Below are 25,091 nucleotides of genomic sequence, written 5' to 3'. Positions count from 1 at the left end.
CCGCCGATTATGTCTAGACATAATCGGCGCGGGCATGCGTCATTTCGGGTCGCGGACGCCGCTGTGCGTCAGTCGATATACGCATCGCCGCGCTGCCCGGCCCGCTGGTGGTGGATCGGCAGGGTTCGCCCATAAAGTTGCATCGTGCGTTCCGGCGCGCCCACCATGCCGGGTTCCTGCACATAGGAAAAGATCGCCACATAGCGTCGCCGCTTGCCCCGCAACGGCGCGACCCGGTGCAACGAGTAGCGACCGCGGAACAGTTGCAGATCGCCCGGCTCCAGTTCCAGCACCTTGACCCGCTCGGACGTGCCGTCAAGCACGCGCGAGACTTCGTCAAAATTCTCGTCTCCTTCCCGGATGCCCGGCGCATACTCGAACGCGCCGCCTGACTCCGCGTTCTGGATCGCCAGCGTGACGGTGAAATTATTGGTGTCGAAATGCCAGGGAAACCCGTTTCCTTCCTCGGCCATGTTGACGATCACATCCGCCAGCGGGTCCGCGTAACGGAAGAACGCCGTTTCCTGAAGGCACTCGCGGATGAAGTCATCGAAACCGGGGAAATCATAGACCGACCGAAGCGGCGCGCCGGGCGCGAAATTGTCTGCCGGAATGAAAGCATTCGATCGGTCGTAGAACCGCCGGCGCGGGTCGTTGGCCGGCAGGTCGGGGTCGTCCTGCGTGAAATAGGCATTGGTGCGACTGAAGGATCGGTGCCCTTGCGCGGCCACGCTGTCCGCTTCCGCCGTCAACGCCGCAACGCCCTCCTGCGTCAGGAATCCCTTGATCACCGCGCAGCCGTCATCGGCCAGATCGGCGCGCACCCGCGCCAGTATCGCATCGCGCGCAGGCCCGGGCGTGTGGATCGGATAGGCCTTGAGATCGATTATTTTGTCGGCGTCTGGCATGGTGGCGCACCTCCCCTGTCGTTGGTTCAGGAAACCAGCCGCCGGGTGGACGCGTCCCGCGCGAATGCGACATCGCGCGGGTCGTTTTCAGGCGCGCGGCCTCAGCTCATGCGGGAGATTATCACCGTCACCTCGGGCTTCTTGCCGACCTCGGAATTGGCCGACTGGCGGGTGACGCGGCGCAGTTCTTCGTCGAGCTTCGCATCGTCGGCGCGCGTCTTCTTTCCGGCCCGGCCCAGGAACTGGGCGAGATCCTCTTCCAGCACGTCGACCAGCGGCGCGCGGCTCACGCCCTCTTCGGCCAGACCCTTGATTTCGCACCACGGATCGCCCAGCATCTCGTCCTCTTCGTCGAGGATCACGTTCACACTCACATGCCCGTTGAGCGCCAGGCGAACCCGGTCGCGCACCACCCCGTCCAGCGCGCCCACCTGCACCGACCCGTCCAGATAGGTGCGGCCCGTCTCCACGTATTCCACCACCGAAGGCGTGCTGGCGGAAAGATCCAGCATCATGCCATTGACGGCCAGGATTCCCTTCATCTTCTTGGGCTTGCAGGTTTTCACATGCTCACGCAGATGCCGGTGCTCGCCGTGCATCGGCACCACGATCCTTGGCTTGAGAAGGTCGTGCATCGTCTCGAGGTCGGGGCGGTTGGCGTGGCCCGAGACGTGGTAGAGCCCGCTCGAGTCATCCACCACGTCGACGCCCATCTCGGAGAACTGGTTCATGATGCGGATGACGCCGCGCTCGTTGCCGGGGATCGTCTTGGAGGAGAACAGGAACAGGTCGCCCTCCTTCATCCTGACGCCCTGGTACTTGCCGTTGGCCAGCTGCGCGCTCGCCGCGCGGCGTTCGCCCTGGCTGCCGGTCACGATCAGCATCAAATGCTCGCGCGGCACGGTCTTGGCCTCCTCGGGGCTGATCGTCGCCGGAAAGCTCTGGAGCACGCCGGTCTCGACCGCCGCTTCGATCATGCGGCGCATCGCGCGCCCCATGAGGCAGACCGAGCGGCCCGCGCGCTCGCCCGCCTCGGCAAGCGTCTTGACCCGCGCCACGTTGCTGGCGAACGTGGTCGCCGCGACCATGCCCGAGGCCGAAGCGACCAGCTTTTCGATCTCGGGGCCGACCGTGGATTCAGAGCGCCCCGCATGGTCATTGAAAACATTGGTTGAATCGCACATGAGCGCAAGCACGCCGTGCTTCCCGATCTCTTCCCAGAGCGCGTGATCGAAGGGCTCGCCGACGCCGGGCGAGGTGTCGATCTTGAAGTCGCCGCTATGCACGAGCCGGCCCTTGGGCGTGTCGATGACGAGGCCCGAACTCTCGGGGATGGAGTGCGAAATCGGCGCAAACCCCACCGTGAACGGCCCCGCCGTCACGGTTTCGGGCCAGACGGGCGCGGTGCGCACGGCCTTTTCCGGGTGGCCATGCTCGGCCATCTTGCGCCGCGCGATGTTGGCGGTGAAGGGACGCGCGTGGATGGGCGCGCCGAGCCGGTCGTAGTAATGCGCCACCGCACCGACGTGATCCTCATGCGCGTGGGTGACGAAGATCGCCTCGAGGTCGTTCTTGCGCGCCTCGAGCCAGGCGATATCCGGCAGGATCAGGTCCACCCCCGGCGTGCTGTCCATGTCCGGAAAGGTCACGCCCAGGTCGACCAGGATCAGCCGCTCCTTGCCCGGCTTGCCATAGCCATAGACATAGGCGTTCATTCCGATCTCGCCCGCTCCGCCCAGCGGTAGGTAAATCACTCGCTCGTCGCTCATCCGGCCTCAGCCTTTCTTGTTGTGTGCGTGGATCACGGTCAGCCCGTGCATCGTCAGATCGTCCTCGATCACGTCAAAGAGCCTGTGCCCCTGCGCGAAGAGCGGCGCAAGCCCGCCGGTGCCGATCACCTTCATCGGGCTGGCATATTCGTCACGGATCTGCCCGCAGATCCCGCGCACGAGGCCGATATAGCCCCAGAACACGCCCGACTGCATGCATGCGACCGTGTTGGTGCCGATCACCTTGGCCGGCACGGTGACATCGACATGCGGCAGCGCGGCGGCGGCGGCGTGCAACGCCTCGAGGCTGAGATTGACGCCCGGCGCGATCACCCCACCGACATAGGCGCCGTCCTGCGCCACCACGTCGAAGGTGGTCGCGGTGCCGAAATCCACCACGATCAGGTCGCCCCCGTGCCGGTCATGCGCCCCCGCGGCGTTGACGAGCCGGTCGGGCCCCACCGTCGTGCCCGGATCGACCCGCGGCTCGGCGGGCAGCGCGCAGTCGGGCTTGCCCACCACCATCGGGCGGCAGCCGAAGAAACGGTCGGCGAAGACGCGCAGGTTCCACACCACCCGCGGCACGGTCGAGGAGATGATGACGTCGGTGATCTCCACGTCGATGCCGTAATGTTTCACCAAAGTCGAATACCAGGTGAAATAGGCGTCCGCCGTGCGCGCGTGGTGGGTCGAGGTGCGCAGCGTGCAGAGGAACTTTTCCCCGTCCCAGATCGCGAAGACGGTATTGGTGTTCCCGCAGTCGATGGCCAGCAGCATCCCCCTGCCCCCGCTTTCAGAAAAAGACATCCGCGGCGGCGATCGCGCGTCGCCCGGTGGCGGTAGATAGAACGAGATTGCCGTCTTCGTCCACCGTCTCGAACCGCCCACGCGTCTCGGCGGCACCGGTGCGCGCGGTAATCTCCTGCCCCAGCCGCGCCGCGCGCGCCAGCCAGGCGGCGCGGATCGGCGCAAAGCCCCCGGCGGCGAACTGCGCCTCGCGGGCGGCGTAGCAACTGGCCAGCACGGTGAGGAACGACTCGGGGTCGATGGCGATGCCGGTTTCGCCGCGCAGTGACACGGGCGCAACCGCGCCCGGTTCCACCTGGTCGGGCGCGTGGGACAGGTTGACGCCGAAGCCGATGGCGAGGTGGCTCAACCGCCCGCCCGCGCCCGCGCTCTCGAGCAGGATGCCCGCCAGCTTGCGCCCGTTCAGCAGCACGTCGTTGGGCCATTTGAGCGTCACGCCGCCCCGTCCCCCGGTCACGACGCCAAGCGCGTCCCCCAGTGCGAGCGCGGCTACGAATGAGCGCAACGCCACCCGCGCCGGCGGCCCCTCGGGGCGCAGCACGAGGGTCGCGGCGAGGTTGCCTTCGGGATCGCTCCAGGCGCGCCCGCGCCGTCCGCGCCCCCTGGTCTGGCGCTGCGCCATGATCCAGGTCGGCCTCGCAAGATCAGGCGCGCGCCGCGCCGCCTCGGCGTTGGTGCTGTCCACCTGCGCCAGCAGGATGCGGTCATGGTCCTGCGGCCAGTCTTCCGATGTTCCGGAAGTACTCACACCACAGCGACCGCCGGGCCGGCCACGCTCATTTGATCAGCGTCGCCGCCGCCGCCTGCGCGATGCCCTCGATCCCGAAGAGGTTGATCACCCCGATCACCATCACCGCGGCCGAGGCCATCAGGATGCTCCAGAGCACCGGCGAGCGCGGCGGGTCGAGCGTTTCGCCCTCTTCGCCGAAATACATCAGGTAGACGATACGCAGGTAGTAATAGGCGCCGATCACCGACGCGATCACCCCGAGCACCGCCAGCCATGTGAGCCCTCCGACATAGGCCGCGCGCAGCACGTAGATCTTGCCGAAGAACCCGAGAAACGGCGGCACGCCGGCAAGGCTGAACATCAAGATCAGCATCGCCAGCCCGCGCGCCGGGTGGCTGTTCGAGAAATTGTTGAGGCTGCGGATATCGGTCACCGGCTGCCCGTCGCGCTGCATCGTCAGGATGAAGGTGAATGCGCCGATATCCATCGCCACGTAGATCGCCATGTAGATCAGCATCGCCTGCACGCCGAACGCGCCGCCACCGGCAAGGCCCATCAGCGCAAAGCCCATATGTGCGATCGTGGAATAGGCCATCATGCGCTTGATGTCGCGCTGCCCGATCGCGGCGATGGAGCCGAGGAAAATCGACAGCACGCTCAGAACGGCGAGGATCTGCTGCCAGTCGCCAACCACGCCGCCATAGGCGTCATAAAGCGTGCGCGCCAGAAGCGCCATCGCGGCGACCTTGGGGGCGGTGGCGAAATAGGCCGTGACCGGCGTCGGCGCGCCCTCGTAGACATCCGGCGTCCACATGTGGAACGGGACCGCCGAGACCTTGAACGCCAGACCGATCATCACCAGCACCATGCCGAACAGCAGCCCCAGCGGCGCCTGCCCCTCGGCCGAGGCGATGATGCCCGAGAACTGCGTCGTGCCGGCATAGCCATAGGTCAGCGACGCCCCGTAGAGCAGGATGCCCGAGGCCAGCGCGCCCAGCACGAAATACTTGAGCCCCGCCTCGTTCGATTTCACGTTGTCCCGGCGCATGGAGGCGAGGATGTAGAGCGTCAGCGACTGCAGCTCGAGCCCCATGTAGAGCGTCATCAGATCGCCCGCGCTCACCATCGTCATCATGCCGACCGCGCCAAGCGCGATCAGCACCGGGTACTCGAAGCGAAGGCTGCCCAGCCGGGCCATGTATTCCTGGCTCATCAACAGGATCGCGGCGGCGGCGAGCAGGATCATGATCTTGGCGAAGCGCGAGAACGCGTCGTCGATGAACATCCCGCCGAAGGCGGCGTTTTCGCCGCTGCCGGTCGAGCCGATCCAGGCCGCCATCGCGACGAACAGCGCGGCGGTCAGCCAGACCAGCATGCCGGCCATCTTGTCCTTGCCGGTATAGACCGCGCCCAGCAGCGCCAGCATCGCGTAGATCGCGATCACGATCTCGGGCAGGATAATGTTCAGGTCGGACTGGATCATCTCAAGCGTCCCTCAATGCGATATGTCCGCGGTCTGGTTGGCGGCGCCGGTCTGCGCCTCGGCCAGTGCGGTGTCGTAGTTGGAAATCAGCGCCTCGGTCGAGGGGCCGATGATGTCGGTCACGAGGCTCGGGTAGACGCCGAGCAGCAGCGTCATCGCCACCAGCGGCGCAAAGATCGCCCGCTCGCGCCCGGTGAGGCCGGTGATCGACTTGAGGCTTTCCTTGATCAGGTCGCCGAACACGATCCGGCGATAGAGCCAGAGCGCGTAGGCCGCCGACAGGATAACGCCGCTGGTGGCGAAGAGGGCCACCCAGGTGTTGACCTGGAACGCGCCGACCAGCGTGAGGAATTCGCCGACGAATCCGCTGGTGCCGGGCAGGCCCACGTTGGCCATGGTGAAGAACATGAAGATCAGCGCATAGGACGGCATCCGGTTCACTAGGCCGCCGTAAGCGTCGATGTCCAGCGTGTGGATCCGGTCATAGACCACGCCGATGATCATGAACAGCGCGCCGGAGATGAAGCCGTGGCTCATCATCTGGAAGATCGCGCCGTCGACCCCCTGCTGCGTCGCCGAGAAGGTGCCCATCGTCACATAGCCCATATGCGCGACCGAAGAATAAGCGATCAGCTTCTTCCAGTTGGTCTGCGCCAGCGCCACCAGCGAGGTGTAGACGATCGCGATCGCGCCCAGCCACAGCATCATCGGCGCCAGAATGTCCGCCGCCACCGGGAACATCGGAAGGCTGAAGCGCAGGAAGCCGTAGCCGCCCATCTTGAGCAGGATCGACGCCAGCACCACCGAGCCCGCCGTCGGCGCCTGCACGTGCGCGTCCGGAAGCCAGGTGTGCACCGGCCACATCGGCAGCTTGACCGCGAAGCTCGCGAAGAAGGCGAGGAACAGCAACGTCTGCGCGCCACCGAGGATATGGACGCCGAGCACGCTGAAGTCCTCGTAGGCGAATTCATGCGTCAGGAGCGTCGGAATGTCGGTGGTGCCGGCATCGGTGAACATCGCCATCATCGCGACCAGCATCAGCACCGAGCCGAGGAAGGTGTAAAGGAAGAACTTGAACGCGGCATAGATGCGTTCCTTGCCGCCCCAGATGCCGATGATCAGGAACATCGGGATCAGCTGGCCCTCGAAGAACAGGTAGAACAGAACGAGGTCGAGCGCCATGAACACGCCCAGCATCAGCGTTTCCAGCAGCAGGAAGGCGATCATGTATTCCTTGACCCGGGTCTTGATCCCCCAGGACGCGGCGATGGTCAGCGGCATGATGAAGGTGGTCAGCAGCACGAAGAGCACGCTGATCCCGTCGACGCCCATCTTGTATTTCAGGCCCAGCAGCCACTGGTGTTCCTCGACGAACTGGAAGTCGGTGTTCGAGGGGTCGAAATCGAACAGGATGAACAGCGACACCAGGAAGGTCACGGTGGTCGCCACCAGCGCCACCCACTTGGCGTTGCGCTGCGCCGCCTCGTCCTCGCCCCGCAGGAAAATCGCCAGTATCGCCGCCGCGATAAGCGGCAGGAACGTCGTGATCGACAGCACGTTATCCATCAGTTTGCCCCTCCGGCGAAGGTCATCCATGTCACGAGGACCACGATCCCGATCACCATCGCGAACGCGTAGGTGAAGAGATAGCCCGATTGCGCCCGCCCCGCGAGACGGGTGAAGAACGGCACGATCCCGAGCGCGACCCCGTTTATCGTCCCGTCGATCACGCTGCCGTCCCCGCGTTTCCACAGCACGCGGCCAAGCGCGTTGCCGCCGCGCACGAAGACAAGGTCGTAGACTTCATCGAAATACCACTTGTTGAGCAGGAAGAGGTAGAGCGGTCGCTGGCTCTCGGCGGTCTTGCGGGGCATCGACGGACTCCAGACGTAGAACCAGAGCGCCGTGACAAAGCCGAGCACCATGGCGATGAACGGGCTCACCTTGACCCATGCGGGCGCATGGTGCGCGTCATCCATCACGTGGTTGTCGGGCGACATGTATATCGCGCCCACCGGCGCCGCGCCCGCGCCGTGATCGCCGGCGTCCGCTGTGGCGGTCGTGGTCGCCTCGCCGGGGTCTTCGGTCACCGCGTCGGCGGCGGCGTCGGCATCGCCCTCGGTGACGTCCTCCACCGCGGCGACGACGCCTTCCTCCTCGCCGGCGTCAGCGTGTCCGGTCTCGGCCTCGGCCTCGACGTGGTGCGCCGGGATGCCGAAAAAGGCGTTCACCTGGTCGTGCTTGCCGAAGAAGCTGCCATACCAGACCATGCCCGCCAGGACCGAGCCGAGCGCCAGCACGCCCAGCGGCGCCAGCATGACCATCGGGCTTTCATGCGCGTTGTCATGCGTGTGCTTGTCCCCGCGCGGGGCGCCGTAGAAGGTCATGAACATCAGCCGCCAACTGTAGAAGCTGGTGAAGAGCGCCGCGATGACCAGCATCCAGAAGGCGTAGCCGCCCTGCGTGCCGGCCCAGGCGCTTTCGATCACGGCGTCCTTGGACAGGAAGCCGGCGAACCCGATATGGGTGAGCGGAATGCCGACGCCGGTGATCGCCAGCGTGCCGATCATCATCGCCCAGAAGGTATAGGGCATCTTTTTGCGCAGGCCGCCATAGTTCCGCATGTCCTGTTCGTGATGCATGCCCGTGATGACGGAGCCCGCCCCGAGAAACAGCATCGCCTTGAAGAAGGCATGGGTGAACAGGTGGAACATCGCCACCGAGTAGACGCCGACGCCGGCGGCCACGAACATGTAGCCGAGCTGGCTCATCGTCGAGTAGGCGATGACGCGCTTGATGTCGTTCTGCACGAGGCCGATGCTCGCCCCGACAAAGGCGGTGCTGGCGCCGATGAAGGTCACGAACATCATCGCCTCGGGGGCGTATTCCATCAGCGGCGACATCCGGCAGACGAGAAAGACGCCCGCGGTCACCATCGTCGCGGCGTGGATCAGCGCCGACACCGGCGTCGGGCCCTCCATCGCGTCGGGCAACCAGGTGTGCAGGAACAATTGCGCCGATTTGCCCATCGCGCCGACGAACAGCAGGAAGGCGATCAGGTTCGCCGCGTTCCATTCGCTCCACAGGAAGGCGAGGTTGGTCTGCGCGATGTCGGGCGCGGCGGCGAAGATGTTGTCGAACGTCAGCGACTCGGTCAGGAAGAACAGCGCGAAGATGCCCAGCAGAAAGGCGAAGTCCCCGACCCTGTTGACCACGAAGGCCTTGATCGCGGCGGCGTTCGCCGACGGCTTGCGATAGTAGAAGCCGATCAGGAGGTAAGAGGCGAGCCCCACCCCTTCCCAGCCGAAGAACAGTTGCAGGATGTTGTCCGCCGTCACCAGCATCAGCATCGCGAAGGTGAAGAGCGACAGGTAGGCGAAGAAGCGCGGGCGGTAGCTCTCGTCTTCGCGGAAATTCTCGTCATGGGCCATGTAGCCGACCGAGTAGAGATGCACGAGCGCCGAAACGGTCGTGACCACGATCAGCATGATCGCCGTCAGCCGGTCGATGCGGATCGACCAGGAGGCGTCCAGCAGCCCCGACTGCACCCAGTCCAGGATGTGGATCTGGTACATCGTCCCGTCATGGCCGAGGAAGATGACCCAGCTGAGCAGGCAGGCGAGGAACAACAGCCCCGTGGTGAGCCACTGCGCCGCCGCGTCGCCGATCACGCGCCAGCCGAAGCCGGCGATGAGAGCGCCCACGAGAGGGGCGAAGAGGATGATCTTTTCCATGATCTCAGCCCTTCATCACGTTGACGTCTTCGACCGCGATCGAGCCGCGGTTGCGGAAGAAACAGACGAGGATGGCCAGCCCGATGGCGGCCTCGGCGGCGGCGACCGTGAGGATGAACAGGGTGAACACCTGCCCGACCAGGTCGCCGGCGAAGGACGAGAAGGCGACCAGGTTGATGTTGACCGCCAGCAGCATCAGCTCGATCGACATCAACAGGATGATCACGTTCTTGCGGTTCAGGAAGAGCCCGAAGATGCCGATGACGAAAAGCACCGCCGCCACCGTCAGGTAATGTTCAATTCCGATCATGTCTGTCCCTCCGGGTCTCTTGCCCGTCCGTCTATTTTCGTCGCGCCCCGGAGCGGGTCCGGGGCCTGATCTTCAGAGGATCGAGTAGCCGCCAAGCAGGATGATGAGCACCACCACCAGCACGACGATCACGTTTCTCGACATGGCTTCGTCCTCTCTTTCGTCCTCGTCTCTCCTCAGCCCCCGCACCGGGCCAATGCGATCCCGGCCGCCCGGCTCACAGCCCCTGCCCCGGCTTCACGTCGCGCAGCTCCATCGCCTTCTTCGGGTCGCGATACATCTGCGTCAGGATGTCCTGCCGCTTGATGTTCTGGCGATGGCGCACGGTCAGCACGATGGCCCCGATCATCGCCACCAGCAGGATCAGGCCCGCCAGCTGGAACAGCAGGAAATACTGGTCATAGAGCAGCAGCCCGAGCGCCGCCGTGTTGTGCACGTCCGTGGGCGTCACCGCCTCGCGCGCGGCTTCGGCCCCCGCCGAGACGCCCCAGGCGCCGAAGGCGATGCCGAACTGCATCAGCAGGATCACCCCGATCAGCAGCGCCAGCGGCATGTAGCGCGCCATTTCCGCCTTCAACTCGGCGAAATCGACGTCGAGCATCATGATGACGAACAGGAACAGCACCATGACCGCGCCGACATAGACGATCACCAGCAGCATCGCCACGAATTCGGCCCCGAGCAGGACGAACAGGCCGGCGGCGCTGATGAAGCTCAGGATCAGCCAGAGCACCGAATGGACCGGATTGCGGCTGATCACGGTGAAAAGTCCGCCGATCACGGCCGAAACCGCGAACAGGTAAAAGGCCATCGCCATGACGGTCATGTGTCTTTCCCTTCCTCGTCCTTCTTGTCGAGCACCTGCTGCGCCAAGTCCAGCGCGCGGGTCATCGCGGGCAGGCCGGCGAACATCGACATCTGGCCGATGGTTTCGACGATATGCTGTTTCGTGGCCCCCGCCTCGACCGCGTGCCGCACGGCCTGGCGGAACGCGATGTCGTTCTGAGCGCCCTGCATCGTCAGGCCCGCAACTGTCAAGAGCATCCGCGTCCGCGCATCCAGCCCGCCCTTGTTCACCGCGTCGCCGAACCAGAAGTCCATCACGTCGCGCGGCATGGTGCCCATCATCTGTTCGAACGCCTTCGGGGTGAACGCGTCCATCGCCGGAAACGCCTTCGCCATCTCCTGCGCCTGGCGCATCATCGCCTCGAAGGGGTTGGCGGGGTCGCTCATCGGTAGGGCGCGTCCAGTTCGAGGTTGCGGGCGATCTCGGCTTCCCAGCGGTCGCCGTTGGCCAGGAGCTTGGCCTTGTCGTAGAAGAGTTCCTCGCGGGTTTCGGTGGCGAATTCGAAATTCGGCCCCTCGACGATGGCGTCGACAGGACAGGCCTCCTGGCAGAAACCGCAATAGATGCATTTCGTCATGTCGATGTCGTAGCGCGTCGTGCGGCGCGATCCGTCGTCGCGCGGCTCTGCGTCGATGGTGATCGCCTGGGCGGGGCAGATCGCCTCGCACAGCTTGCAGGCGATGCAGCGCTCCTCGCCGTTGGGATAGCGGCGCAGCACGTGTTCGCCGCGAAAGCGCGGGCTGAGCGGCCCTTTCTCATGCGGGTAGTTTACCGTCGCCTTGGGCGCGAAGAAATACTTAACGCCCAGCACGATCGCCTTGTAGTAGTCGCCCAGCAGGAAATACCAGGTCGCGCGTCCATAATCGATACCGGCCATCACTCAGCTCCTTGCATCCGTCTCCAGGTGCGTCTTACCTGCATTTGCGTGACCATTCCACCGGGTCTCGTAGTCGCTTTGCAGCGCAAAGTCCGGCAGATGCGAGTCTTCGGTCTTTTCGACCTCGTAATAGAGGTAGGTGCGCCCGGGTCCGATCTTGTTCTTCAGCTTCAGCCGCACCCCGGCGAGCGCGGGATCGGCGAATTCGACCTGCCCGAACGAATCGCCCGGCTCTTCGGGGACGGCGCGGCAGTCGATGACGTTGCAGTTGCACGCCCGCTTCCAGAAGGTCCAGACCAGTTCGGGGTTGAACTGGTACATGCCGTGGCCATACCAGCCGTTCAGCCCGTTGGCCGACACCAGCCGCCCGCCGGGGCGCAGCAGACGCAGCATCCCCTCAAGCGCGTTGGGCACGTTGAAGACGTGTTCGATCGTGCCGCCGTCGAAGATGAAACCGAACTGCCCCTCGAGCGCCGGGTCGGGCAGCGCGTTGAGGTCGTGCAGCACCGTCGCGCCCTCGTAGTCCGAGAAATCCATCGTTTCGATCTCGCCAAGGCCGAGCCTGGCGAACAGGGTCTCGGCAAAGCCGTCCTCCTGGAGGAAATCGAACCGGCGCCCTTCGACGCCGTAGCGTTGCAGCGTCTCCTCGTAGAGCTTGCGGTGCTTGCCCTTGATGCCGAATCCCTGCCGCCCGAGCATGAGGCTGCGCCCCTCCGGCCGGAACCGGGTGGACAGCTCGACGAGCCGGTCGAAAAGGACATAGTCGATCCCCAACGGATCAGCCCCCCATCGTGTAGCGCGCCCAGAATGCGCCCAGCACCTCGAATTTCGCAAGGAACGAGATGATCACCACCCAGGCCAGCGAAAGCGGCAGGAACACCTTCCAGCCGATGCGCATCAACTGGTCGTAGCGGTAGCGCGGCGTGATCGCCTTGACCATCGCGAACATGAAGAAGAAGAACGTCATCTTCGCGATCATCCACAGCACGCCGTCCGGCAGCCCCGGAATGGGCGACAGCCAGCCGCCGAAGAACAGCAGCGAGGTGAGCGCGCACATCAGGAAGATCGCGATGTATTCGCCCGCCATGAAGAGCAGGAAAGGCGTGGAGGAGTATTCGACCTGGTAACCCGCGACCAGTTCGGACTCCGCCTCGGGCAGATCGAAGGGCGGGCGGTTGGTTTCGGCCAGCGCGGAGATGAAGAACAGGAACAGCATCGGCAGATGCGGCAGCCAGTACCAGCCGAAGAAGCCGTAGGGCGTGTCCTGCGCGGTGACGATCGCCCCGAAGTTCAGGCTGCCGGTCGAGATGACGACGCCGATGATGATCAGGCCGATGCTGACTTCGTAAGATATCATCTGCGCCGCGGAGCGCAGCGAGCCGAGGAACGGATACTTGGAGTTGGACGCCCAGCCGCCCATGATCACGCCGTAAACCTCGAGCGAGGAAACCGCGAAGACGTAGAGGATCGCGATGTTGAGGTCCGAAATCACCCAGCCGTCCGACATCGGGATCACCGCCCAGGCGATCACGGCGAGCACGAAGCTCGTCATCGGCGCGAGGATGAACACCGCCCGGTCGGCGCCGGCGGGGATCACCACCTCCTTGAGCACGTATTTCAGCGCGTCCGCCACCGATTGCAGGATGCCGAACACCCCGACCACGTTCGGCCCGCGCCGCAGCTGCACCGCCGCCCAGATCTTGCGGTCGCCATAGACCAGGAACAAGAGCGAGATCATGACGAACCCGAGCATGGCGAGGCATTGCGCCACGATGATCACCAGCGTTCCGAACGGGGTTGCAAAGAAGTCAGCCATCAGGTCCTCACACCATCGGTATTCCGTTTTCGGCGCAATCCGCGGCCACGACCTCGGCGTCGATCGTCCTGAGGCCGCGCGGAAGCGTCGGTGAGATCGTATAAACCGCATCCCCGCGCGATATGCCACCCTCTTCGGTGATATTCGTGCGCACGTGCCGGGCGAAGCCGTAGCCCCGGATCAGCGCGTATTGCGCCGCCGCGCAGGCGGCGTAGCGGTCCACGTCGTCGGTCGTGCGCGCGCCGGACATGACCACGTGGAAATTGACCAGGTCGCCATCCAGCAGATGCGTCTCGATGCCGCGGTAGTCGGGGGTGAACGGCGCCTCCGCCTCGCCGGTCTGCTCGCACGCCGAAAGGGTGCAGGCCAGAGAGAGGAACGTCGCTGCGATCATGCCCTTCATGGTCCTTCGCACATCAAAGGCGCCCTGGCGCGGCGCAGGCCCGACCCGGACGACACCCCGCCGCCCCTCACTCGGCCGCGACAGGCTGCTGTTCGCGCCGCGCCTTGGCCCTCGCGCTCAGTTCGGCCATCAGGGCGCTGGCCCGCGCGATCGGGTTGCTGAGGTAGAAGTCCCTGATCGCAAGGCGGAAATCCCCGTTTCCGGGCGTCGAGACGGGAAGCGCCCGCCACTCGATTTCCGCCACCTCGTCGATCCGCCCGAGATGCGGCGCGGCCTCGTTCAGCGCGCGGCGCAGTTGCGGCAGGCTGTCATAGGGCAACACGCTGCCCAACTCGCCCGAGAGCGCGCGCAGAATCGCCCAGTTCTCCTTGGCCTCGCCCGGCGGGAAGCTGGCGCGCAACGCAAGCTGCGGGCGCCCCTCGGTGTTGACGAAGATCCCGTTCTCCTCGGTGTAGGCGGCGCCGGGCAGGATCACGTCGGCGCGATGCGCGCCGCGGTCGCCGTGGCTGCCCTGGTAGATGACGAAGGGTCCATCGGTGATCTCGATCTCGTCCGCGCCGAGGTTATAGACCACCTCCGCCCCGTCGAGCGCAACCTCCACGCCGCCCTCGGTCACGCAGCCGGCGTCCATCGCGCCGACCCGGCCCGCGGCGGTGTGCAGCACCAGCAGCTTCGCGCCCGCGCCTTCGGTGTATTTCATCACCTGGCTCAGCACCGCCTCGCCGTCGGCGTCGAGCAAGGCGCCCTGCCCGACGATCACGATCGTGTCGTCCTTGGCCTCGACCTTGCCGACCAGGTCGGTCAGCGCATCGCGCCCCGCGCCAAAATGGTGGTAATCGTAGGTCAGTTCGACCTTCGGGCCGATCACGCCGACGCGCGCCCCGGCGAGCCAGGCCTTGCGGATGCGCGCGTTGAGCACCGGCGCCTCAACGCTCGGGTCGGAGCCGACGATCAGGATGGTCTTCGCGGTGTCGATCTCCTCGATCGACGCGCCACCGACATAGGCCGAGCGGTTGCCCGCTGGCAGCTTCGCGCCGTCGGTGCGGCATTCGACGCGCCCGCCCTGCCCCTCGATCAGCTGTTTCAACGCGAAGGCGGCCTCCACCGGGGCCAGGTCGCCGACCAGCCCGGCCACCGTCTTGCCCTTCATGGCGGCGGCCGCGGCATTGAGCGCCTCGGGCCAGTCGGCGGGGCGCAGCTTGCCGTTTTCACGGATATAGGGCCGGTCGAGCCGCTGGCGGCGCAGCCCGTCCCAGACAAAGCGCGTCTTGTCGGAAATCCATTCCTCGTTCACACCGTCATGGTTGCGCGGCAGGAAGCGCATGACCTCGCGCCCCTTGGTGTCCACGCGGATGTTCGAGCCGAGCGCGTCCATCACGTCGATGCTCTCGGTCTTGCTCAGCTCCCACGGGCGCGCGGTGAAGGCGTAGGGTTTGCTCACCAGCGCGCCGACCGGGCAGAGATCGGTGATGCAGCCCTGCATGTTGGAGCTCAGGCTCGAACGCAGGGCGGCGCTGATCTCGTCGTCCTCGGTCTGCACGATCTCGTTGCCGTAGGTGACGATGCGCATGTCCTCGCCGCGGCCGACCGCGCCCATCTCGGGGACGCCGGCCACCTCGGTCATGAAACGCACGCAGCGCGTGCAGTGGATGCAGCGCGTCATGTGGGTCTCGACCAGCGGGCCGAGGTCGATATCCTGCACCGCGCGCTTGGGCTCGCGCAGGCGCGAGAAGGACACGCCGTAGGCCATCGCCTGATCCTGAAGGTCGCATTCGCCGCCCTGATCGCAGATCGGGCAGTCGAGCGGGTGGTTGATGAGCAGGAACTCCATCACTCCCTCGCGGGCCTTCTTGACCATGGGCGAGTTGGTCTTCACCTGCGGCGGCTGCCCCTCGGGGCCGGGGCGCAGGTCGCGCACCTGCATGGCGCAGCTCGCCGCCGGCTTCGGCGGGCCGCCGACGACCTCCACAAGACACATCCGGCAGTTCCCGGCGATCGACAGCCGCTCATGGTAGCAGAAGCGCGGGATTTCCACGCCCGCTTCCTCGCAGGCCTGGATCAGGGTCAGCGCCCCGTCGACTTCGATCTCGGTTTCGTCGATGATGATCTTGCGGAGGTCGGTCATGTCGTTTCACTTTGCTTTCAGGAATGAGCCGGCGCGCGTGTGTGCGGCGATTTCCGCCCGGCCCAGCACACACAGGCTCGCATGGTCCAGGTTGCTCGCGCCCTTGGACTTGTAATAGGCGTTGCGCATCTCGCGCATCTCGGCCTTGTTGTCCGAGTCGTTGACAAAGGCGTCGATCTCGGCGTCGCTGTAGCCGCGGTCGCGCGCGATCCTCTTCAGGCCCATCAGGTAGGAACGCGCGGTCCAGAGCCGCCCGGAGATGTCGTCGCATTCGCGCCGGATCTTGTCCGCGACGGCGATGGCGAGAAGCCCGGCGGTGATATCGCGTTCCTCCTTCAGCCCGGCCTGCGCGCCGCCGGCGGCAAAGCCGGCGAGGGTAAGCCCGAGGATGACGGTTTTCATCATGCGCATGGTGTCACTCCTGTCTTGCATGTCTCGATGCCCGCAGGAACTGCGGTTTCATCGATCCTGCAGATGGGTGCGCATGCGCCCGTTATGCAATAACAGCGGTTCGAGTCGGCGGATATCTGCGGAATCCTTACCATTTCACGCAGCTTCCCCGCACGGTCAATGCGTCGCCCTCGACCCGCAGCGCGCCGTCCGCCGGGTCCGCCCCGGGTTGCCAGGTGATGGTGGAATCGCCGAAATTCTTGATGCAGTAGCGCGTGCCCTCATACGCGGCGGCGGCGCGCGCGCCCTCGATCCCCTGACCGACGCGGCGCACGGAGACGACGAAGTTCTCGCGCGCGTCGCCGGCCTTCTTGGCCTTCGCCGGGTAGTAGTTGCCGTCAAAGCGCACCCGCTCGCCCGGCTTGGCGCAGGCGGAGAGCGCGAACGCGGCGGCCAAAAGACCGGCAAGGATGTGTTTCAACGTCATCTCGCTTTCCTCAAAACGCCGCGACGATCGCCATGACCGCCAATACCATGCTGATCACCCAGCCAAATACGTAAACGACAGACCGCAGGCTCATGTCGGGGCGGCCCAGACCGGCGACATGCACGACCGCCAGCACCACGCGGCTGACGAGGTAGAGCGACGCCAGCCAGTTCACCCAGAGCGGGCTGGCCCCCGCAAGGATCGCGGCGACGGTGACCAGCGCGAAACTGCCCGTCGCTTCGGTCAGGTTCCCGTGGGCGCGGTGCAATCGATAGATGGGCGAAGCGTAGCTGGCGTCGGGCTGCGCCCCGGGCGCAAGGCCCGCGGCCGTCTTCCTCACCGCCGTGAGCGGGCTGAGCAGCAGCGTCAGGAACGCCAGCCCCGCCATCGCCACGATCGCATGACCGTATGCCGCGAACGCCTCCATGCCGCTACTCCGCCGCCACGGCGCTGACGCGGCCGGTGCGCTTGTGCTTGATGCGGTCCTCGATCTCGTCGCGGAAGTGGCGGATAAGGCCTTGGATCGGCCAGGCGGCGGCGTCGCCCAGTGCGCAGATGGTGTGGCCCTCGACCTGCTTGGTGACGTTGAGCAGCATGTCGATCTCCTCGACCTCGGCGTCGCCGCGCACCAGCCGCTCCATGACCCGCATCATCCAGCCCGTCCCCTCGCGGCAGGGCGTGCACTGGCCGCAGGATTCGTGCTTGTAGAATTTCGCGAAGCGCCAGATCGCCTTGATGATGTCGGTGGACTCGTCCATCACGATCACCGCCGCCGTGCCGAGGCCCGATTTCTGGTCGCGCAGCCAGTCGAAATCCATGATCGCCTCGCGCGCGATGGAGCCGGGCAGCAGCGGCACCGAAGAGCCGCCGGGCACGATCGCCTTGAGGTTCTTCCAGCCGCCGCGGATGCCGCCGCAATGCTTCTCGATCAGTTCCTCGAAACCGATGCTCATCGCCTCTTCGACGACGCAGGGGTTGTTGACGTGACCCGAGATCGCGAACAGCTTCGTGCCCGTGTTGTTGGGCCGCCCGAAGCTTGCGAACCAGTCCGGCCCGCGCCGCAGGATGGTGGGCGCGACTGCGATGGATTCGACGTTGTTCACCGTCGTCGGGCACCCGTAAAGCCCCGCGCCCGCCGGGAAGGGCGGCTTCATGCGCGGCATCCCCTTCTTGCCCTCGAGGCTCTCGAGCAGGGCGGTCTCTTCGCCGCAGATATAGGCGCCCGCGCCGTGGCTGAGGTAGACGTCGAAATCGTACCCCGACCCGCAGGCGTTCCGGCCGATCAGCCCGGCGTCGTAGGCCTCGTCGATGGCGAACTGGAGCGCCTCGCGTTCACGCACGTATTCGCCGCGGATGTAGATGTAGCAGGCGTGCGCCCGCATGGCGTAGCTCGCGATCAGGCAGCCCTCGATCAGCGTGTGCGGATCGTGGCGCATGATCTCGCGGTCCTTGCAGGTGCCGGGTTCGGATTCGTCCGCGTTCACCACGAGATAGGCGGGCCGCCCGTCGCTTTCCTTGGGCATGAACGACCACTTGAGCCCGGTCGGGAACCCCGCGCCGCCGCGTCCGCGCAGCCCGCTGGCCTTCATCTGATCGATGATCCAGTCGCGCCCGTTCTGCAGCATTTTCGCGGTGCCGTCCCAATGGCCGCGCGCCTGCGCCCCCTTCAGGGTCCGGTCATGCATGCCGTAAAGGTTGGTGAAGATACGGTCCTGGTCTTTCAGCATCCCGCTACTACCCCTTGTTGTCCTGGCGCGCGCGCCAGATATTGTAAATCATCCACAGCGCCCAGACGAACCCGCCAAGCGCGATCAGGTCGAACAGCGCCAGCGTCCGGTTGTCGAGCCCGAGCTCGCCTCCGATCAACGTGGCCAGCACCCAGAAGACCGCCGTTCCGGCAATCACCAGGGCGGCGCGCCGCCCCTGCCTGTGTTCGCTGTCCCGGCTGTCCTGGGGCATTGCGCACGTTCCTTACTTTCCGCCCCTGGAGCGGCGTGAGAATTCCGTCTCGCCGCCATCCGCAAGGGTCTTGGCCTGGGCGACCCAGTTGTCGCGGCTCACCCGGCCCCTGAACCCCTCGAGGTTCTCGTCGACCCAGGCGACCTCCCGGTCGCTCCAGGCGGCGATCTGGTCGAAATGGTAGAAGCCGAGCCGGTTCAGCAGCGCCTCGAGCTTGGGCCCCACGCCCTTGATGAGCTTGAGGTTGTCGCCCTTGCCGTCGCGCGGCGCCTCGAGCGTCTCCGGCTTGTCCTGCGCCCCGGTCTCCGCCACGTCGGATGCGGTTTCCGCCGCGGCGCCGGGCGCGTCCTGCGGAACTGCCTCCTTGGGCGGTTCGGGCGTCTTGGCCGGCGTCACCGTGCCCGGCGGCACGCGCCCCGGCGCAGCCGCGGCGGGGCTTTCGGCCGCCGGGGTCGCCGCCGGCTCGTCGATGCGCGGCGCCGCCGGGGTGGCGGCTGTCTCCGCGCCGCTCACGCCAGGGCCGGAGCAGAACAGATAGGTGAACAGGAACCCGCAGACGAAACAGACGATGATCCCGGTCAGGAGCGAAGAGAACCACCCGTAGCCGCCCGCCCAGAACAGCAGGACCGCGAACGCGATTCCCACCGCCAGGGCAAAGCCCCAGCAGGTCTTCCTGCACGTTGCGGCAAGGTCGCTCATCGTTGTCGCTCCTCTTTTGGTCCTCGGGGCTGCGTCCGCCCGAAGCCCTAGTAAACGTCACCCTTTTTCACCCGCGAGGCGAACTCAGTCTCCCCGCCCTTCGCCAGCGTCTTGGCCTGCTTGACCCATTCGTCGCGGCTCACCCGGCCCTTGAACCCCTCTAAGTTCTGGTCGACCCAGCGCACTTCGGCGTCGCTCCAGGCGGCGATCTGGTCGAAATGGTGAAAGCCGAGCCGGTTCAGCAGCGCCTCGAGCTTGGGGCCCACGCCCTTGATGAGCTTGAGGTTATCCGCCTTCCCGCCGCGTGGCGCGTCGAGCGTTTCGGGCTTCGCGCCCGCATCCGCCGCACCGCTGTCGGATTTGGCCTCGGGCGCGGGTTTCGGCGCGGGGCTGGCCGCGGACGCGGTCTCTTCCGGCTTGTCGTCCGGCTTGGCCGCGGCCTTGGACGGCTTGCCGAGGATCGGCACCGGGGTTTCGTTCACCTTGACGGTGGACTCGGCGGGGTCGTGGCGCGCGCCCTTGTCGTGCCACGGCTGCGTCAGCGGCTGTTCGCTTCCGTCGATGCGGCGGATCGTGTCGTTGAGATCCGCGGCGCGCTGCACGCTGGCGTTATGCGCCGCGCGGTTGTCGTCGAAGGACTCGAGCGTGGTCAGACCGCTCAGCGGCTCGGCGGCGTAGCGTCCGTTCTGCGGCCCCGGCAGCGGAACCTTGCCCGCCGCCAACTCATCGAGGATCTCGCGCAGGCGTTCGGCGGTCAGGTCCTCGTAGTAGTCCTTGCCGATCTGGACCACCGGCGCGTTGGCGCAGGCGCCGACGCACTCGACCTCTTCCCAGCTGAACTTGCCGTCCTTTGACAGCTCATGCGGTTTCACCGCGATCTTTTCCTGGCAGACGGCCATGAGATCCTCGGCGCCGCAGATCATGCAGGACGTCGTGCCGCAAATCTGGATATGCGCGACCGAGCCGACCGGCTGAAGCTGGAACATGAAGTAGAACGACGCCACCTCGAGCGCGCGGATACGGGCCATGCCCAGCATGTCGGCAACGTATTCGATCGCCGGGCGGGTCAGCCAGCCCTCCTGTTCGTGCGCGCGCCACAGGATCGGGATGACCGCCGATGCCTGGCGGCCCTCGGGAAACTTGGTGATCTGCGCCTCGGCCCAGGCCTGGTTCTCGGGCGTGAAGGCGAAGCTGGCAGGTTGATCGGGATAGAGACGGCGTAGCATCTAGACAGCGGCTCCTGTGTGGTCGGCGGGCGCGAAGCGGTTCGCCCGCGCCTTGTATGATTTCACGCGCCCGCGCGGCGGGCCATGCGGCGCCGGACGGGTCATTTGCAGTGCTCCTCGAACACGATCAGGGACTCGTCGGGGCCATAGTAGATCGCCTGCCCCTGGCTCACCAGTTTCTCGATGACGATATCGGTGGCCGCGGGATCGAGCCCGGCCTCGGCGACGGCGCCGTCATGATCCCGCCGGCCCATGCGGCAGCCATGCGAGGCGATGAAGGCGAGAAACGCCTGCTCGGGGTGCGGCGTGATCGACGCGGCCAGTTGGCGCGCATCGGCGCATTGCGCCGCCGCGAGCCGCAACGTCGCGCCATCGTCGCCCGCGACCAGTTCGCCCCGGCCTTCCATCTCCGCACGCAGCAGGTCGGCCTGCGCGCGGGTCAGCCCGTGGGCCTCGACCTTGTGATAGAGGCGGTCGAGCGGCTGGGCGCAGTCCTCAGCCTGCCCCAGCACGGCCAGCAGACGCTCGCGCCCTGTCGGGCCGTCGCCGCGGCGGCAGGCGTCGCTGCGCACCAGCAGCGCGGGGCCAAGGCGGCTGGCCTTGCGCTGCGCCTCGAGCTTGCCGACGATGGCGTTCACCTCGGCCCTGTCCGCGAACCCCTCCTCGCGCAGCGTCGCGTCGAGATCGTGGATGACGCAGCCCTGCGCGCGCGCCACCTCAAGAAACGCATCCAGCCGCGCGGAATCGACCGCCTGGGCAGGGACCGCCAGCATGAGCGCCAAGATGGCGGCAAGCGGGAAAGATGCGGCCAGGCCCCTCAATGCCCCGCCCCCATGGATACGGAACGCGCGGCGAGCGCGGCAAACAGCACGGCCGGCAGCAGGGAACCGCCGCTTCCGAACATGTCAACCGGCAAGGCGATCCCCGATAATCCGATCGTGTTGATCATCGGTCGATCTCTCCGAACACGATGTCCAGCGTGCCGATGATCGCCGCCACGTCGGCCAGCTGATGCCCGCCCGCGACATGGTCCATCGCCTGCAGGTGCGGAAAGCCCGGCGCGCGGATCTTGGCGCGGTAGGGCCGGTTCGTGCCGTCCGAGACGAGATAGACGCCGAACTCTCCCTTGGGCGCCTCGACGGCGGCGTAGACTTCGCCCTCGGGGACGTGAAAGCCCTCGGTATAAAGCTTGAAGTGATGGATCAGCGCCTCCATCGAGGTCTTCATGTCGGTGCGCGATGGCGGCGTGATCTTGCCCCGCGCGAGAACGTCGCCCTTGCCCTCGGGCGCGCGCAGCTTGTCGATCGCCTGGTAGATGATGCGCAGGGACTGGCGCATCTCCTCCATCCGCACGAGGTAGCGGTCAAAGCAGTCGCCGTTCTTGCCGACCGGGATCTGGAAATCGAATTCGTCGTAGCATTCATAGGGCTGCGCGCGGCGCAGGTCCCACGCCATGCCCGAGCCGCGCACCATCACGCCGGAGAAGCCCCAGTCGAGCGCCTCCTGTTCGGTCACCACGCCGATATCGGCGTTGCGCTGCTTGAAGACGCGGTTCTCGGTCAGCAGGATCTCGATGTCATCGAGAACCTGCGGAAAGCCCTTGCCCCATTCCTCGATATCGTCGAGCAGTTCGTCGGGCAGGTCCTGATGCACGCCGCCGGGGCGGAAATACGCGGCGTGAAGCCGCGCCCCGCAGGCGCGTTCGTAGAAGACCATGAGCTTCTCGCGCTCCTCGAACCCCCAGAGCGGCGGGGTCAGCGCGCCGACGTCCATCGCCTGCGTGGTGACGTTCAGCAGGTGGTTGAGGATGCGCCCGATCTCGCAGAACAGCACCCGGATGAGCTGCGCGCGGCGCGGCACCACCACGCCGGTCAGCTTCTCGATCGCGAGACACCAGGCGTGCTCCTGGTTCATCGGCGCCACGTAGTCGAGCCGGTCGAAATAGGGCAGGTTCTGCAGGTAGGTGCGGCTTTCCATCAGCTTCTCGGTGCCGCGGTGAAGCAGGCCGATATGCGGATCGCACCGCTCCACGATCTCGCCGTCGAGCTCGAGCACCAGCCGAAGAACCCCGTGCGCCGCAGGGTGTTGCGGGCCGAAGTTCAGGTTGAAATTGCGAATCTTCTGCTCGCCCGTCAGGGCGTCTTCGAAACCTTTGGAGCCGTCCATCATTTGCGATCTCCTTGCGGGGCGGCGCTACGGGCGACGCCTTGATTATTCGTGAGAACGGGCATCGACGCCGCGAGAAGCACCGCAGCGGCGGCCAGCCCGGCAAACCCTGTCGCGCAGATCATCATCCGTTCTCCTTCGACATACTCATTCCCCCGCACCCGGCGGCGGGGCGAACATCGCCATGAGTTCGGCCCCGGTTATCTTCTTCGTCTCGTTGGCCAGCGCATAACCCGCGGGCTTCTCGTCGTAGAACACCTCGGTCGTGAGGGTGAACTGGTCCGGGTCGTCGAACGTCTGGGTCGAAACCATCTGCATCCCGCCGTCGCGCATCTGCCACACCAGGGTGGAGCCGCAGACGCCGCAGAACAGCCGTTCGCCCCAGTCGCTCGAGACGTAGCGCTTGACCGGCGCGCTCTCGTCGAAGACCACCGAGGAGCCGCATTCCGCGACGAAGAACATCCCGCCCGACCATTTGCGGCACATGCCGCAATGGCACACTCCGGCCTCGCGGTTGAGGGGCTGGGCGCTAAAGCCGCAGGCGCCGCAGAGGCAGGAGCCGCGCAGGGTATCGCCCTCGGCCATTCAGGCGCCCTCCTTCTTCTTCTCGTCGCCCGGAAGGATGTATTCCGCGCCCTCCCAGGGGCTCATGAAATCGAAAAGCCGGTATTCCTGCACGAGGCTCACCGGTTCGTAGACCACGCGCTTTTCCTCTTCGTCGTAGCGAACTTCGGTATAACCCGTGGTCGGGAAATCCTTGCGCATCGGATGCCCGCGGAAGCCGTAATCGGTCAGGATGCGGCGCAGGTCGGGGTGGCCGGAAAACAGCAGCCCGAACATGTCGAAGACCTCGCGCTCGAACCAGTTGGCCGAGGGGTGGACGGACGTGATCGAGGGGATCATGTCCTCCTCGCGCACGGCGACGCGCAGGCGGATGCGCTGGTTCTGGTACATGCTCAGGAAATGATAGACCACGTCGAACCGCCTGGCCCGCTCGGGGTAGTCGACCGCGGTGATGTCCACCAGCGTCGAGAACCGGCAGGTCGGATCGGTCTTGAGGAACTCCACCAGCGTCACGATGTTGCTGAGCGGCGCGTCAAGCGTCAGTTCGTCAAAGGCCACTTCCCAGCCCAGCACGCAGTCGGCGCGCTTGGTCTCGATATGCGTGCCCAGTTCCCGTAGCGCGTCACTCATCGCGTTATCCCCCTTGCCGTCCTGCCGCGGCCCGCCTCAGCGGGTGATCGTGCCGGTGCGGCGAATCCTGCGTTGCAACTGAAGAATGCCGTAAAGCAGCGCCTCGGCGGTCGGCGGGCAGCCCGGCACGTAGATGTCGACCGGCACGATCCGGTCGCAGCCGCGCACCACCGAGTAGCTGTAATGGTAATATCCGCCGCCATTGGCGCAGGAACCCATCGAGATCACGTAGCGCGGCTCGGGCATCTGGTCGTAGACCTTGCGCAGCGCCGGCGCCATCTTGTTGGTCAGCGTGCCGGCCACGATCATCACGTCGGACTGGCGCGGCGAGGCGCGCGGGGCGAAACCGAACCGCTCCACATCGTAGCGCGGCATCGCGACCTGCATCTGCTCGATCGCGCAGCAGGCCAGCCCGAAGGTCATCCAGTGCAGGCTGCCGGTGCGCGCCCAGTTGATCAGATCCTCGACCGAGGTCAGGAGAAATCCCTTGTCGGTCAGGTGCTTGTTCAGCTCCTGCGTCGCGACGTCGGTGCTGTACCCTTCCGCGTACGCCTCGACCGGCGCGCCCGCCGAGGGGCCGCTCTTGACGCGGGGCGACTGCACGCCCTCGCCTTGCGTGTCGGTCACGAAATCGCCGGTCTCTTCGCTCTGCTTCACTCCCATTCCAGCGCTCCCTTCTTCCACTCATAGGCGAACCCGGCCGTCAGCACGGCGAGGAAGAACATCATCGACCAGAAGGCGACCATGGACACGTCCTGGAACGCGACCGCCCATGGAAACAGCATGGCGATTTCCAGGTCGAAGATGATGAACAGGATCGACACGAGGTAGAACCGCACGTCGAACTTCATCCGCGCGTCGTCGAACGCGTTGAATCCGCATTCATAGGCGCTGACCTTTTCGGGATCCGGCGCGCGCACGGCAAGCACCACCGCGGCGAGGATCAAAACGAGGCCAAGCCCGATGGCGATGGCCAGAAACACGAGAATCGGGAGGTATTCCCTCAACATCTCTTCCAAGAGCGGCTCCTTTTCTGCACGTGGACAGGGCCACGCGCGGTCAAGTGGCAAAGTTGACTGCCATCGTGTCTACCCCTGCCCCCGGACGGGGTCAACGGGTCGCCGCCAGAATCGGGACGACGCGCCGCAGGGCGCGCGGGGC

Annotated in this window: 30 protein-coding genes; all 30 read right to left on the bottom strand. The window is 65.8% G+C overall.

Translation table 11 applies throughout. The annotated features are described in order from the left end of the window. Positions 1–68: 68 nt before the first annotated feature. The 30 genes from D6850_RS09180 to D6850_RS09045 all read right to left on the bottom strand — a co-directional run bounded on the left by D6850_RS09180 (position 69) and on the right by D6850_RS09045 (position 24,949). Positions 69–908 carry a HalD/BesD family halogenase gene (locus tag D6850_RS09180; RefSeq protein WP_121166075.1) on the bottom strand — a complete coding sequence of 280 codons (840 nt, stop codon included), beginning with the start codon at positions 906–908 and terminating at the stop codon, positions 69–71. Between the two features lie 101 nt (positions 909–1,009). Next, the gene (locus D6850_RS09175) at positions 1,010–2,677 is read right to left on the bottom strand and encodes a ribonuclease J (protein WP_121166073.1); all 1,668 of its coding nucleotides are present in this window, start codon (positions 2,675–2,677) and stop codon (positions 1,010–1,012) included. A gap of 6 nt (positions 2,678–2,683) precedes the next feature. After that, on the bottom strand, positions 2,684–3,454 hold the full coding sequence (locus D6850_RS09170; protein WP_121166071.1) for a type III pantothenate kinase: 771 nt from the start codon (positions 3,452–3,454) through the stop codon (positions 2,684–2,686). Between the two features lie 16 nt (positions 3,455–3,470). Further along, the gene (locus D6850_RS09165) at positions 3,471–4,232 is read right to left on the bottom strand and encodes a biotin--[acetyl-CoA-carboxylase] ligase (RefSeq protein WP_121166069.1); all 762 of its coding nucleotides are present in this window, start codon (positions 4,230–4,232) and stop codon (positions 3,471–3,473) included. A gap of 28 nt (positions 4,233–4,260) precedes the next feature. Then, positions 4,261–5,697 (bottom strand): NADH-quinone oxidoreductase subunit NuoN, encoded by a 1,437-nt coding sequence (nuoN, locus tag D6850_RS09160; protein WP_206019234.1) that lies wholly within the window; start codon positions 5,695–5,697, stop codon positions 4,261–4,263. Positions 5,698–5,709: 12 nt separating this feature from the next. Beyond that, a complete protein-coding gene (locus D6850_RS09155; RefSeq protein ID WP_121166067.1) occupies positions 5,710–7,263 on the bottom strand; it encodes an NADH-quinone oxidoreductase subunit M in 1,554 nt (517 codons plus the stop codon). Beyond that, complete coding sequence (nuoL, locus tag D6850_RS09150) at positions 7,263–9,431, bottom strand: NADH-quinone oxidoreductase subunit L (RefSeq protein WP_121166065.1); 2,169 nt, start codon at positions 9,429–9,431, stop codon at positions 7,263–7,265. Before nuoL ends, D6850_RS09155 begins: the two co-directional genes overlap by 1 nt. A gap of 4 nt (positions 9,432–9,435) precedes the next feature. Beyond that, positions 9,436–9,741 (bottom strand): NADH-quinone oxidoreductase subunit NuoK, encoded by a 306-nt coding sequence (nuoK, locus tag D6850_RS09145; RefSeq protein WP_121166063.1) that lies wholly within the window; start codon positions 9,739–9,741, stop codon positions 9,436–9,438. Positions 9,742–9,958: 217 nt separating this feature from the next. Further along, on the bottom strand, positions 9,959–10,567 hold the full coding sequence (locus tag D6850_RS09140) for an NADH-quinone oxidoreductase subunit J (protein WP_121166056.1): 609 nt from the start codon (positions 10,565–10,567) through the stop codon (positions 9,959–9,961). Then, positions 10,564–10,974, bottom strand: coding sequence for a carboxymuconolactone decarboxylase family protein (locus tag D6850_RS09135; protein WP_121166055.1), 411 nt, complete (start codon positions 10,972–10,974; stop codon positions 10,564–10,566). The genes D6850_RS09140 and D6850_RS09135 overlap by 4 nt, the downstream gene beginning before the upstream one ends. After that, positions 10,971–11,465, bottom strand: coding sequence for an NADH-quinone oxidoreductase subunit NuoI (gene nuoI, locus D6850_RS09130; protein ID WP_121166053.1), 495 nt, complete (start codon positions 11,463–11,465; stop codon positions 10,971–10,973). The genes D6850_RS09135 and nuoI overlap by 4 nt, the downstream gene beginning before the upstream one ends. 3 nt (positions 11,466–11,468) lie before the next feature. Continuing rightward, positions 11,469–12,239 carry a class I SAM-dependent methyltransferase gene (locus D6850_RS09125; protein ID WP_121166051.1) on the bottom strand — a complete coding sequence of 257 codons (771 nt, stop codon included), beginning with the start codon at positions 12,237–12,239 and terminating at the stop codon, positions 11,469–11,471. A 4-nt stretch (positions 12,240–12,243) separates the two neighbouring features. Next, positions 12,244–13,281, bottom strand: a complete 1,038-nt coding sequence (gene nuoH, locus D6850_RS09120) for an NADH-quinone oxidoreductase subunit NuoH (protein WP_121166049.1) — start codon at positions 13,279–13,281, stop codon at positions 12,244–12,246. 7 nt (positions 13,282–13,288) lie between these two features. After that, positions 13,289–13,675 carry a hypothetical protein gene (locus tag D6850_RS09115; RefSeq protein ID WP_121166887.1) on the bottom strand — a complete coding sequence of 129 codons (387 nt, stop codon included), beginning with the start codon at positions 13,673–13,675 and terminating at the stop codon, positions 13,289–13,291. Positions 13,676–13,751: 76 nt separating this feature from the next. Next, on the bottom strand, positions 13,752–15,809 hold the full coding sequence (gene nuoG / locus D6850_RS09110; protein ID WP_121166047.1) for an NADH-quinone oxidoreductase subunit NuoG: 2,058 nt from the start codon (positions 15,807–15,809) through the stop codon (positions 13,752–13,754). 6 nt (positions 15,810–15,815) lie between these two features. After that, positions 15,816–16,220 carry a DUF5333 domain-containing protein gene (locus D6850_RS09105; RefSeq protein WP_121166885.1) on the bottom strand — a complete coding sequence of 135 codons (405 nt, stop codon included), beginning with the start codon at positions 16,218–16,220 and terminating at the stop codon, positions 15,816–15,818. A gap of 127 nt (positions 16,221–16,347) precedes the next feature. Then, the gene (locus tag D6850_RS09100) at positions 16,348–16,686 is read right to left on the bottom strand and encodes a hypothetical protein (RefSeq protein ID WP_121166045.1); all 339 of its coding nucleotides are present in this window, start codon (positions 16,684–16,686) and stop codon (positions 16,348–16,350) included. Between the two features lie 10 nt (positions 16,687–16,696). Beyond that, complete coding sequence (locus D6850_RS09095; RefSeq protein WP_121166043.1) at positions 16,697–17,113, bottom strand: MAPEG family protein; 417 nt, start codon at positions 17,111–17,113, stop codon at positions 16,697–16,699. 4 nt (positions 17,114–17,117) lie between these two features. Further along, the gene (gene nuoF / locus D6850_RS09090) at positions 17,118–18,413 is read right to left on the bottom strand and encodes an NADH-quinone oxidoreductase subunit NuoF (protein ID WP_121166040.1); all 1,296 of its coding nucleotides are present in this window, start codon (positions 18,411–18,413) and stop codon (positions 17,118–17,120) included. A gap of 7 nt (positions 18,414–18,420) precedes the next feature. Next, a complete protein-coding gene (locus tag D6850_RS09085) occupies positions 18,421–18,645 on the bottom strand; it encodes a DUF5337 domain-containing protein (protein ID WP_121166038.1) in 225 nt (74 codons plus the stop codon). Between the two features lie 12 nt (positions 18,646–18,657). Continuing rightward, positions 18,658–19,344, bottom strand: coding sequence for an NADH-quinone oxidoreductase subunit E (locus D6850_RS09080; protein WP_121166036.1), 687 nt, complete (start codon positions 19,342–19,344; stop codon positions 18,658–18,660). Between the two features lie 47 nt (positions 19,345–19,391). Then, on the bottom strand, positions 19,392–20,570 hold the full coding sequence (locus tag D6850_RS09075) for an NADH-quinone oxidoreductase subunit E (RefSeq protein ID WP_121166034.1): 1,179 nt from the start codon (positions 20,568–20,570) through the stop codon (positions 19,392–19,394). A gap of 101 nt (positions 20,571–20,671) precedes the next feature. Continuing rightward, positions 20,672–21,352 carry a hypothetical protein gene (locus D6850_RS09070; protein ID WP_121166032.1) on the bottom strand — a complete coding sequence of 227 codons (681 nt, stop codon included), beginning with the start codon at positions 21,350–21,352 and terminating at the stop codon, positions 20,672–20,674. A 35-nt stretch (positions 21,353–21,387) separates the two neighbouring features. Then, positions 21,388–21,519: a hypothetical protein gene (locus D6850_RS19835; protein WP_281272576.1), complete on the bottom strand. Its 132-nt coding sequence runs from the start codon at positions 21,517–21,519 to the stop codon at positions 21,388–21,390. After that, a complete protein-coding gene (locus D6850_RS09065) occupies positions 21,516–22,736 on the bottom strand; it encodes an NADH-quinone oxidoreductase subunit D (protein ID WP_121166883.1) in 1,221 nt (406 codons plus the stop codon). Before D6850_RS09065 ends, D6850_RS19835 begins: the two co-directional genes overlap by 4 nt. Next, positions 22,736–22,864, bottom strand: coding sequence for a hypothetical protein (locus D6850_RS19830; protein ID WP_281272575.1), 129 nt, complete (start codon positions 22,862–22,864; stop codon positions 22,736–22,738). The genes D6850_RS09065 and D6850_RS19830 overlap by 1 nt, the downstream gene beginning before the upstream one ends. A 19-nt stretch (positions 22,865–22,883) precedes the next feature. Next, positions 22,884–23,321 (bottom strand): GFA family protein, encoded by a 438-nt coding sequence (locus D6850_RS09060; RefSeq protein ID WP_121166030.1) that lies wholly within the window; start codon positions 23,319–23,321, stop codon positions 22,884–22,886. Continuing rightward, positions 23,322–23,930 (bottom strand): NADH-quinone oxidoreductase subunit C, encoded by a 609-nt coding sequence (locus D6850_RS09055; protein ID WP_121166028.1) that lies wholly within the window; start codon positions 23,928–23,930, stop codon positions 23,322–23,324. A 36-nt stretch (positions 23,931–23,966) separates the two neighbouring features. After that, a complete protein-coding gene (locus tag D6850_RS09050; protein WP_121166026.1) occupies positions 23,967–24,593 on the bottom strand; it encodes a NuoB/complex I 20 kDa subunit family protein in 627 nt (208 codons plus the stop codon). Next, the gene (locus D6850_RS09045; RefSeq protein ID WP_121166024.1) at positions 24,584–24,949 is read right to left on the bottom strand and encodes an NADH-quinone oxidoreductase subunit A; all 366 of its coding nucleotides are present in this window, start codon (positions 24,947–24,949) and stop codon (positions 24,584–24,586) included. Before D6850_RS09045 ends, D6850_RS09050 begins: the two co-directional genes overlap by 10 nt. Positions 24,950–25,091: the final 142 nt, after the last annotated feature.

It is taken from the genome of Roseovarius spongiae (genome assembly GCF_003651245.1).
In the GTDB taxonomy this organism is placed as follows: Bacteria; Pseudomonadota; Alphaproteobacteria; order Rhodobacterales; family Rhodobacteraceae; genus Roseovarius; species Roseovarius spongiae.
Note: the sequence above shows the minus strand (reverse complement) of the source record. Positions and strands in the feature narration are given on the sequence as shown.

Bases quoted from the DNA above. Each gene is read 5' to 3' on its own strand.
- D6850_RS09180 (WP_121166075.1), bottom strand. From the start codon at position 908: ATGCCAGACGCCGACAAAATAATCGATCTCAAGGCCTATCCGATCCAC.
- D6850_RS09175 (WP_121166073.1), bottom strand. From the start codon at position 2,677: ATGAGCGACGAGCGAGTGATTTACCTACCGCTGGGCGGAGCGGGCGAG.
- D6850_RS09170 (WP_121166071.1), bottom strand. From the start codon at position 3,454: ATGCTGCTGGCCATCGACTGCGGGAACACCAATACCGTCTTCGCGATC.
- nuoN (WP_206019234.1), bottom strand. From the start codon at position 5,697: ATGATCCAGTCCGACCTGAACATTATCCTGCCCGAGATCGTGATCGCG.
- D6850_RS09155 (WP_121166067.1), bottom strand. From the start codon at position 7,263: ATGGATAACGTGCTGTCGATCACGACGTTCCTGCCGCTTATCGCGGCG.
- nuoL (WP_121166065.1), bottom strand. From the start codon at position 9,431: ATGGAAAAGATCATCCTCTTCGCCCCTCTCGTGGGCGCTCTCATCGCC.
- nuoK (WP_121166063.1), bottom strand. From the start codon at position 9,741: ATGATCGGAATTGAACATTACCTGACGGTGGCGGCGGTGCTTTTCGTC.
- D6850_RS09140 (WP_121166056.1), bottom strand. From the start codon at position 10,567: ATGACCGTCATGGCGATGGCCTTTTACCTGTTCGCGGTTTCGGCCGTG.
- D6850_RS09135 (WP_121166055.1), bottom strand. From the start codon at position 10,974: ATGAGCGACCCCGCCAACCCCTTCGAGGCGATGATGCGCCAGGCGCAG.
- nuoI (WP_121166053.1), bottom strand. From the start codon at position 11,465: ATGGCCGGTATCGATTATGGACGCGCGACCTGGTATTTCCTGCTGGGC.
- nuoH (WP_121166049.1), bottom strand. From the start codon at position 13,281: ATGGCTGACTTCTTTGCAACCCCGTTCGGAACGCTGGTGATCATCGTG.
- D6850_RS09115 (WP_121166887.1), bottom strand. From the start codon at position 13,675: ATGATCGCAGCGACGTTCCTCTCTCTGGCCTGCACCCTTTCGGCGTGC.
- nuoG (WP_121166047.1), bottom strand. From the start codon at position 15,809: ATGACCGACCTCCGCAAGATCATCATCGACGAAACCGAGATCGAAGTC.
- D6850_RS09105 (WP_121166885.1), bottom strand. From the start codon at position 16,220: ATGCGCATGATGAAAACCGTCATCCTCGGGCTTACCCTCGCCGGCTTT.
- D6850_RS09100 (WP_121166045.1), bottom strand. From the start codon at position 16,686: ATGACGTTGAAACACATCCTTGCCGGTCTTTTGGCCGCCGCGTTCGCG.
- D6850_RS09095 (WP_121166043.1), bottom strand. From the start codon at position 17,113: ATGGAGGCGTTCGCGGCATACGGTCATGCGATCGTGGCGATGGCGGGG.
- nuoF (WP_121166040.1), bottom strand. From the start codon at position 18,413: ATGCTGAAAGACCAGGACCGTATCTTCACCAACCTTTACGGCATGCAT.
- D6850_RS09085 (WP_121166038.1), bottom strand. From the start codon at position 18,645: ATGCCCCAGGACAGCCGGGACAGCGAACACAGGCAGGGGCGGCGCGCC.
- D6850_RS09080 (WP_121166036.1), bottom strand. From the start codon at position 19,344: ATGAGCGACCTTGCCGCAACGTGCAGGAAGACCTGCTGGGGCTTTGCC.
- D6850_RS09075 (WP_121166034.1), bottom strand. From the start codon at position 20,570: ATGCTACGCCGTCTCTATCCCGATCAACCTGCCAGCTTCGCCTTCACG.
- D6850_RS19835 (WP_281272576.1), bottom strand. From the start codon at position 21,519: ATGATCAACACGATCGGATTATCGGGGATCGCCTTGCCGGTTGACATG.
- D6850_RS09065 (WP_121166883.1), bottom strand. From the start codon at position 22,736: ATGGACGGCTCCAAAGGTTTCGAAGACGCCCTGACGGGCGAGCAGAAG.
- D6850_RS19830 (WP_281272575.1), bottom strand. From the start codon at position 22,864: ATGATGATCTGCGCGACAGGGTTTGCCGGGCTGGCCGCCGCTGCGGTG.
- D6850_RS09060 (WP_121166030.1), bottom strand. From the start codon at position 23,321: ATGGCCGAGGGCGATACCCTGCGCGGCTCCTGCCTCTGCGGCGCCTGC.
- D6850_RS09055 (WP_121166028.1), bottom strand. From the start codon at position 23,930: ATGAGTGACGCGCTACGGGAACTGGGCACGCATATCGAGACCAAGCGC.
- D6850_RS09050 (WP_121166026.1), bottom strand. From the start codon at position 24,593: ATGGGAGTGAAGCAGAGCGAAGAGACCGGCGATTTCGTGACCGACACG.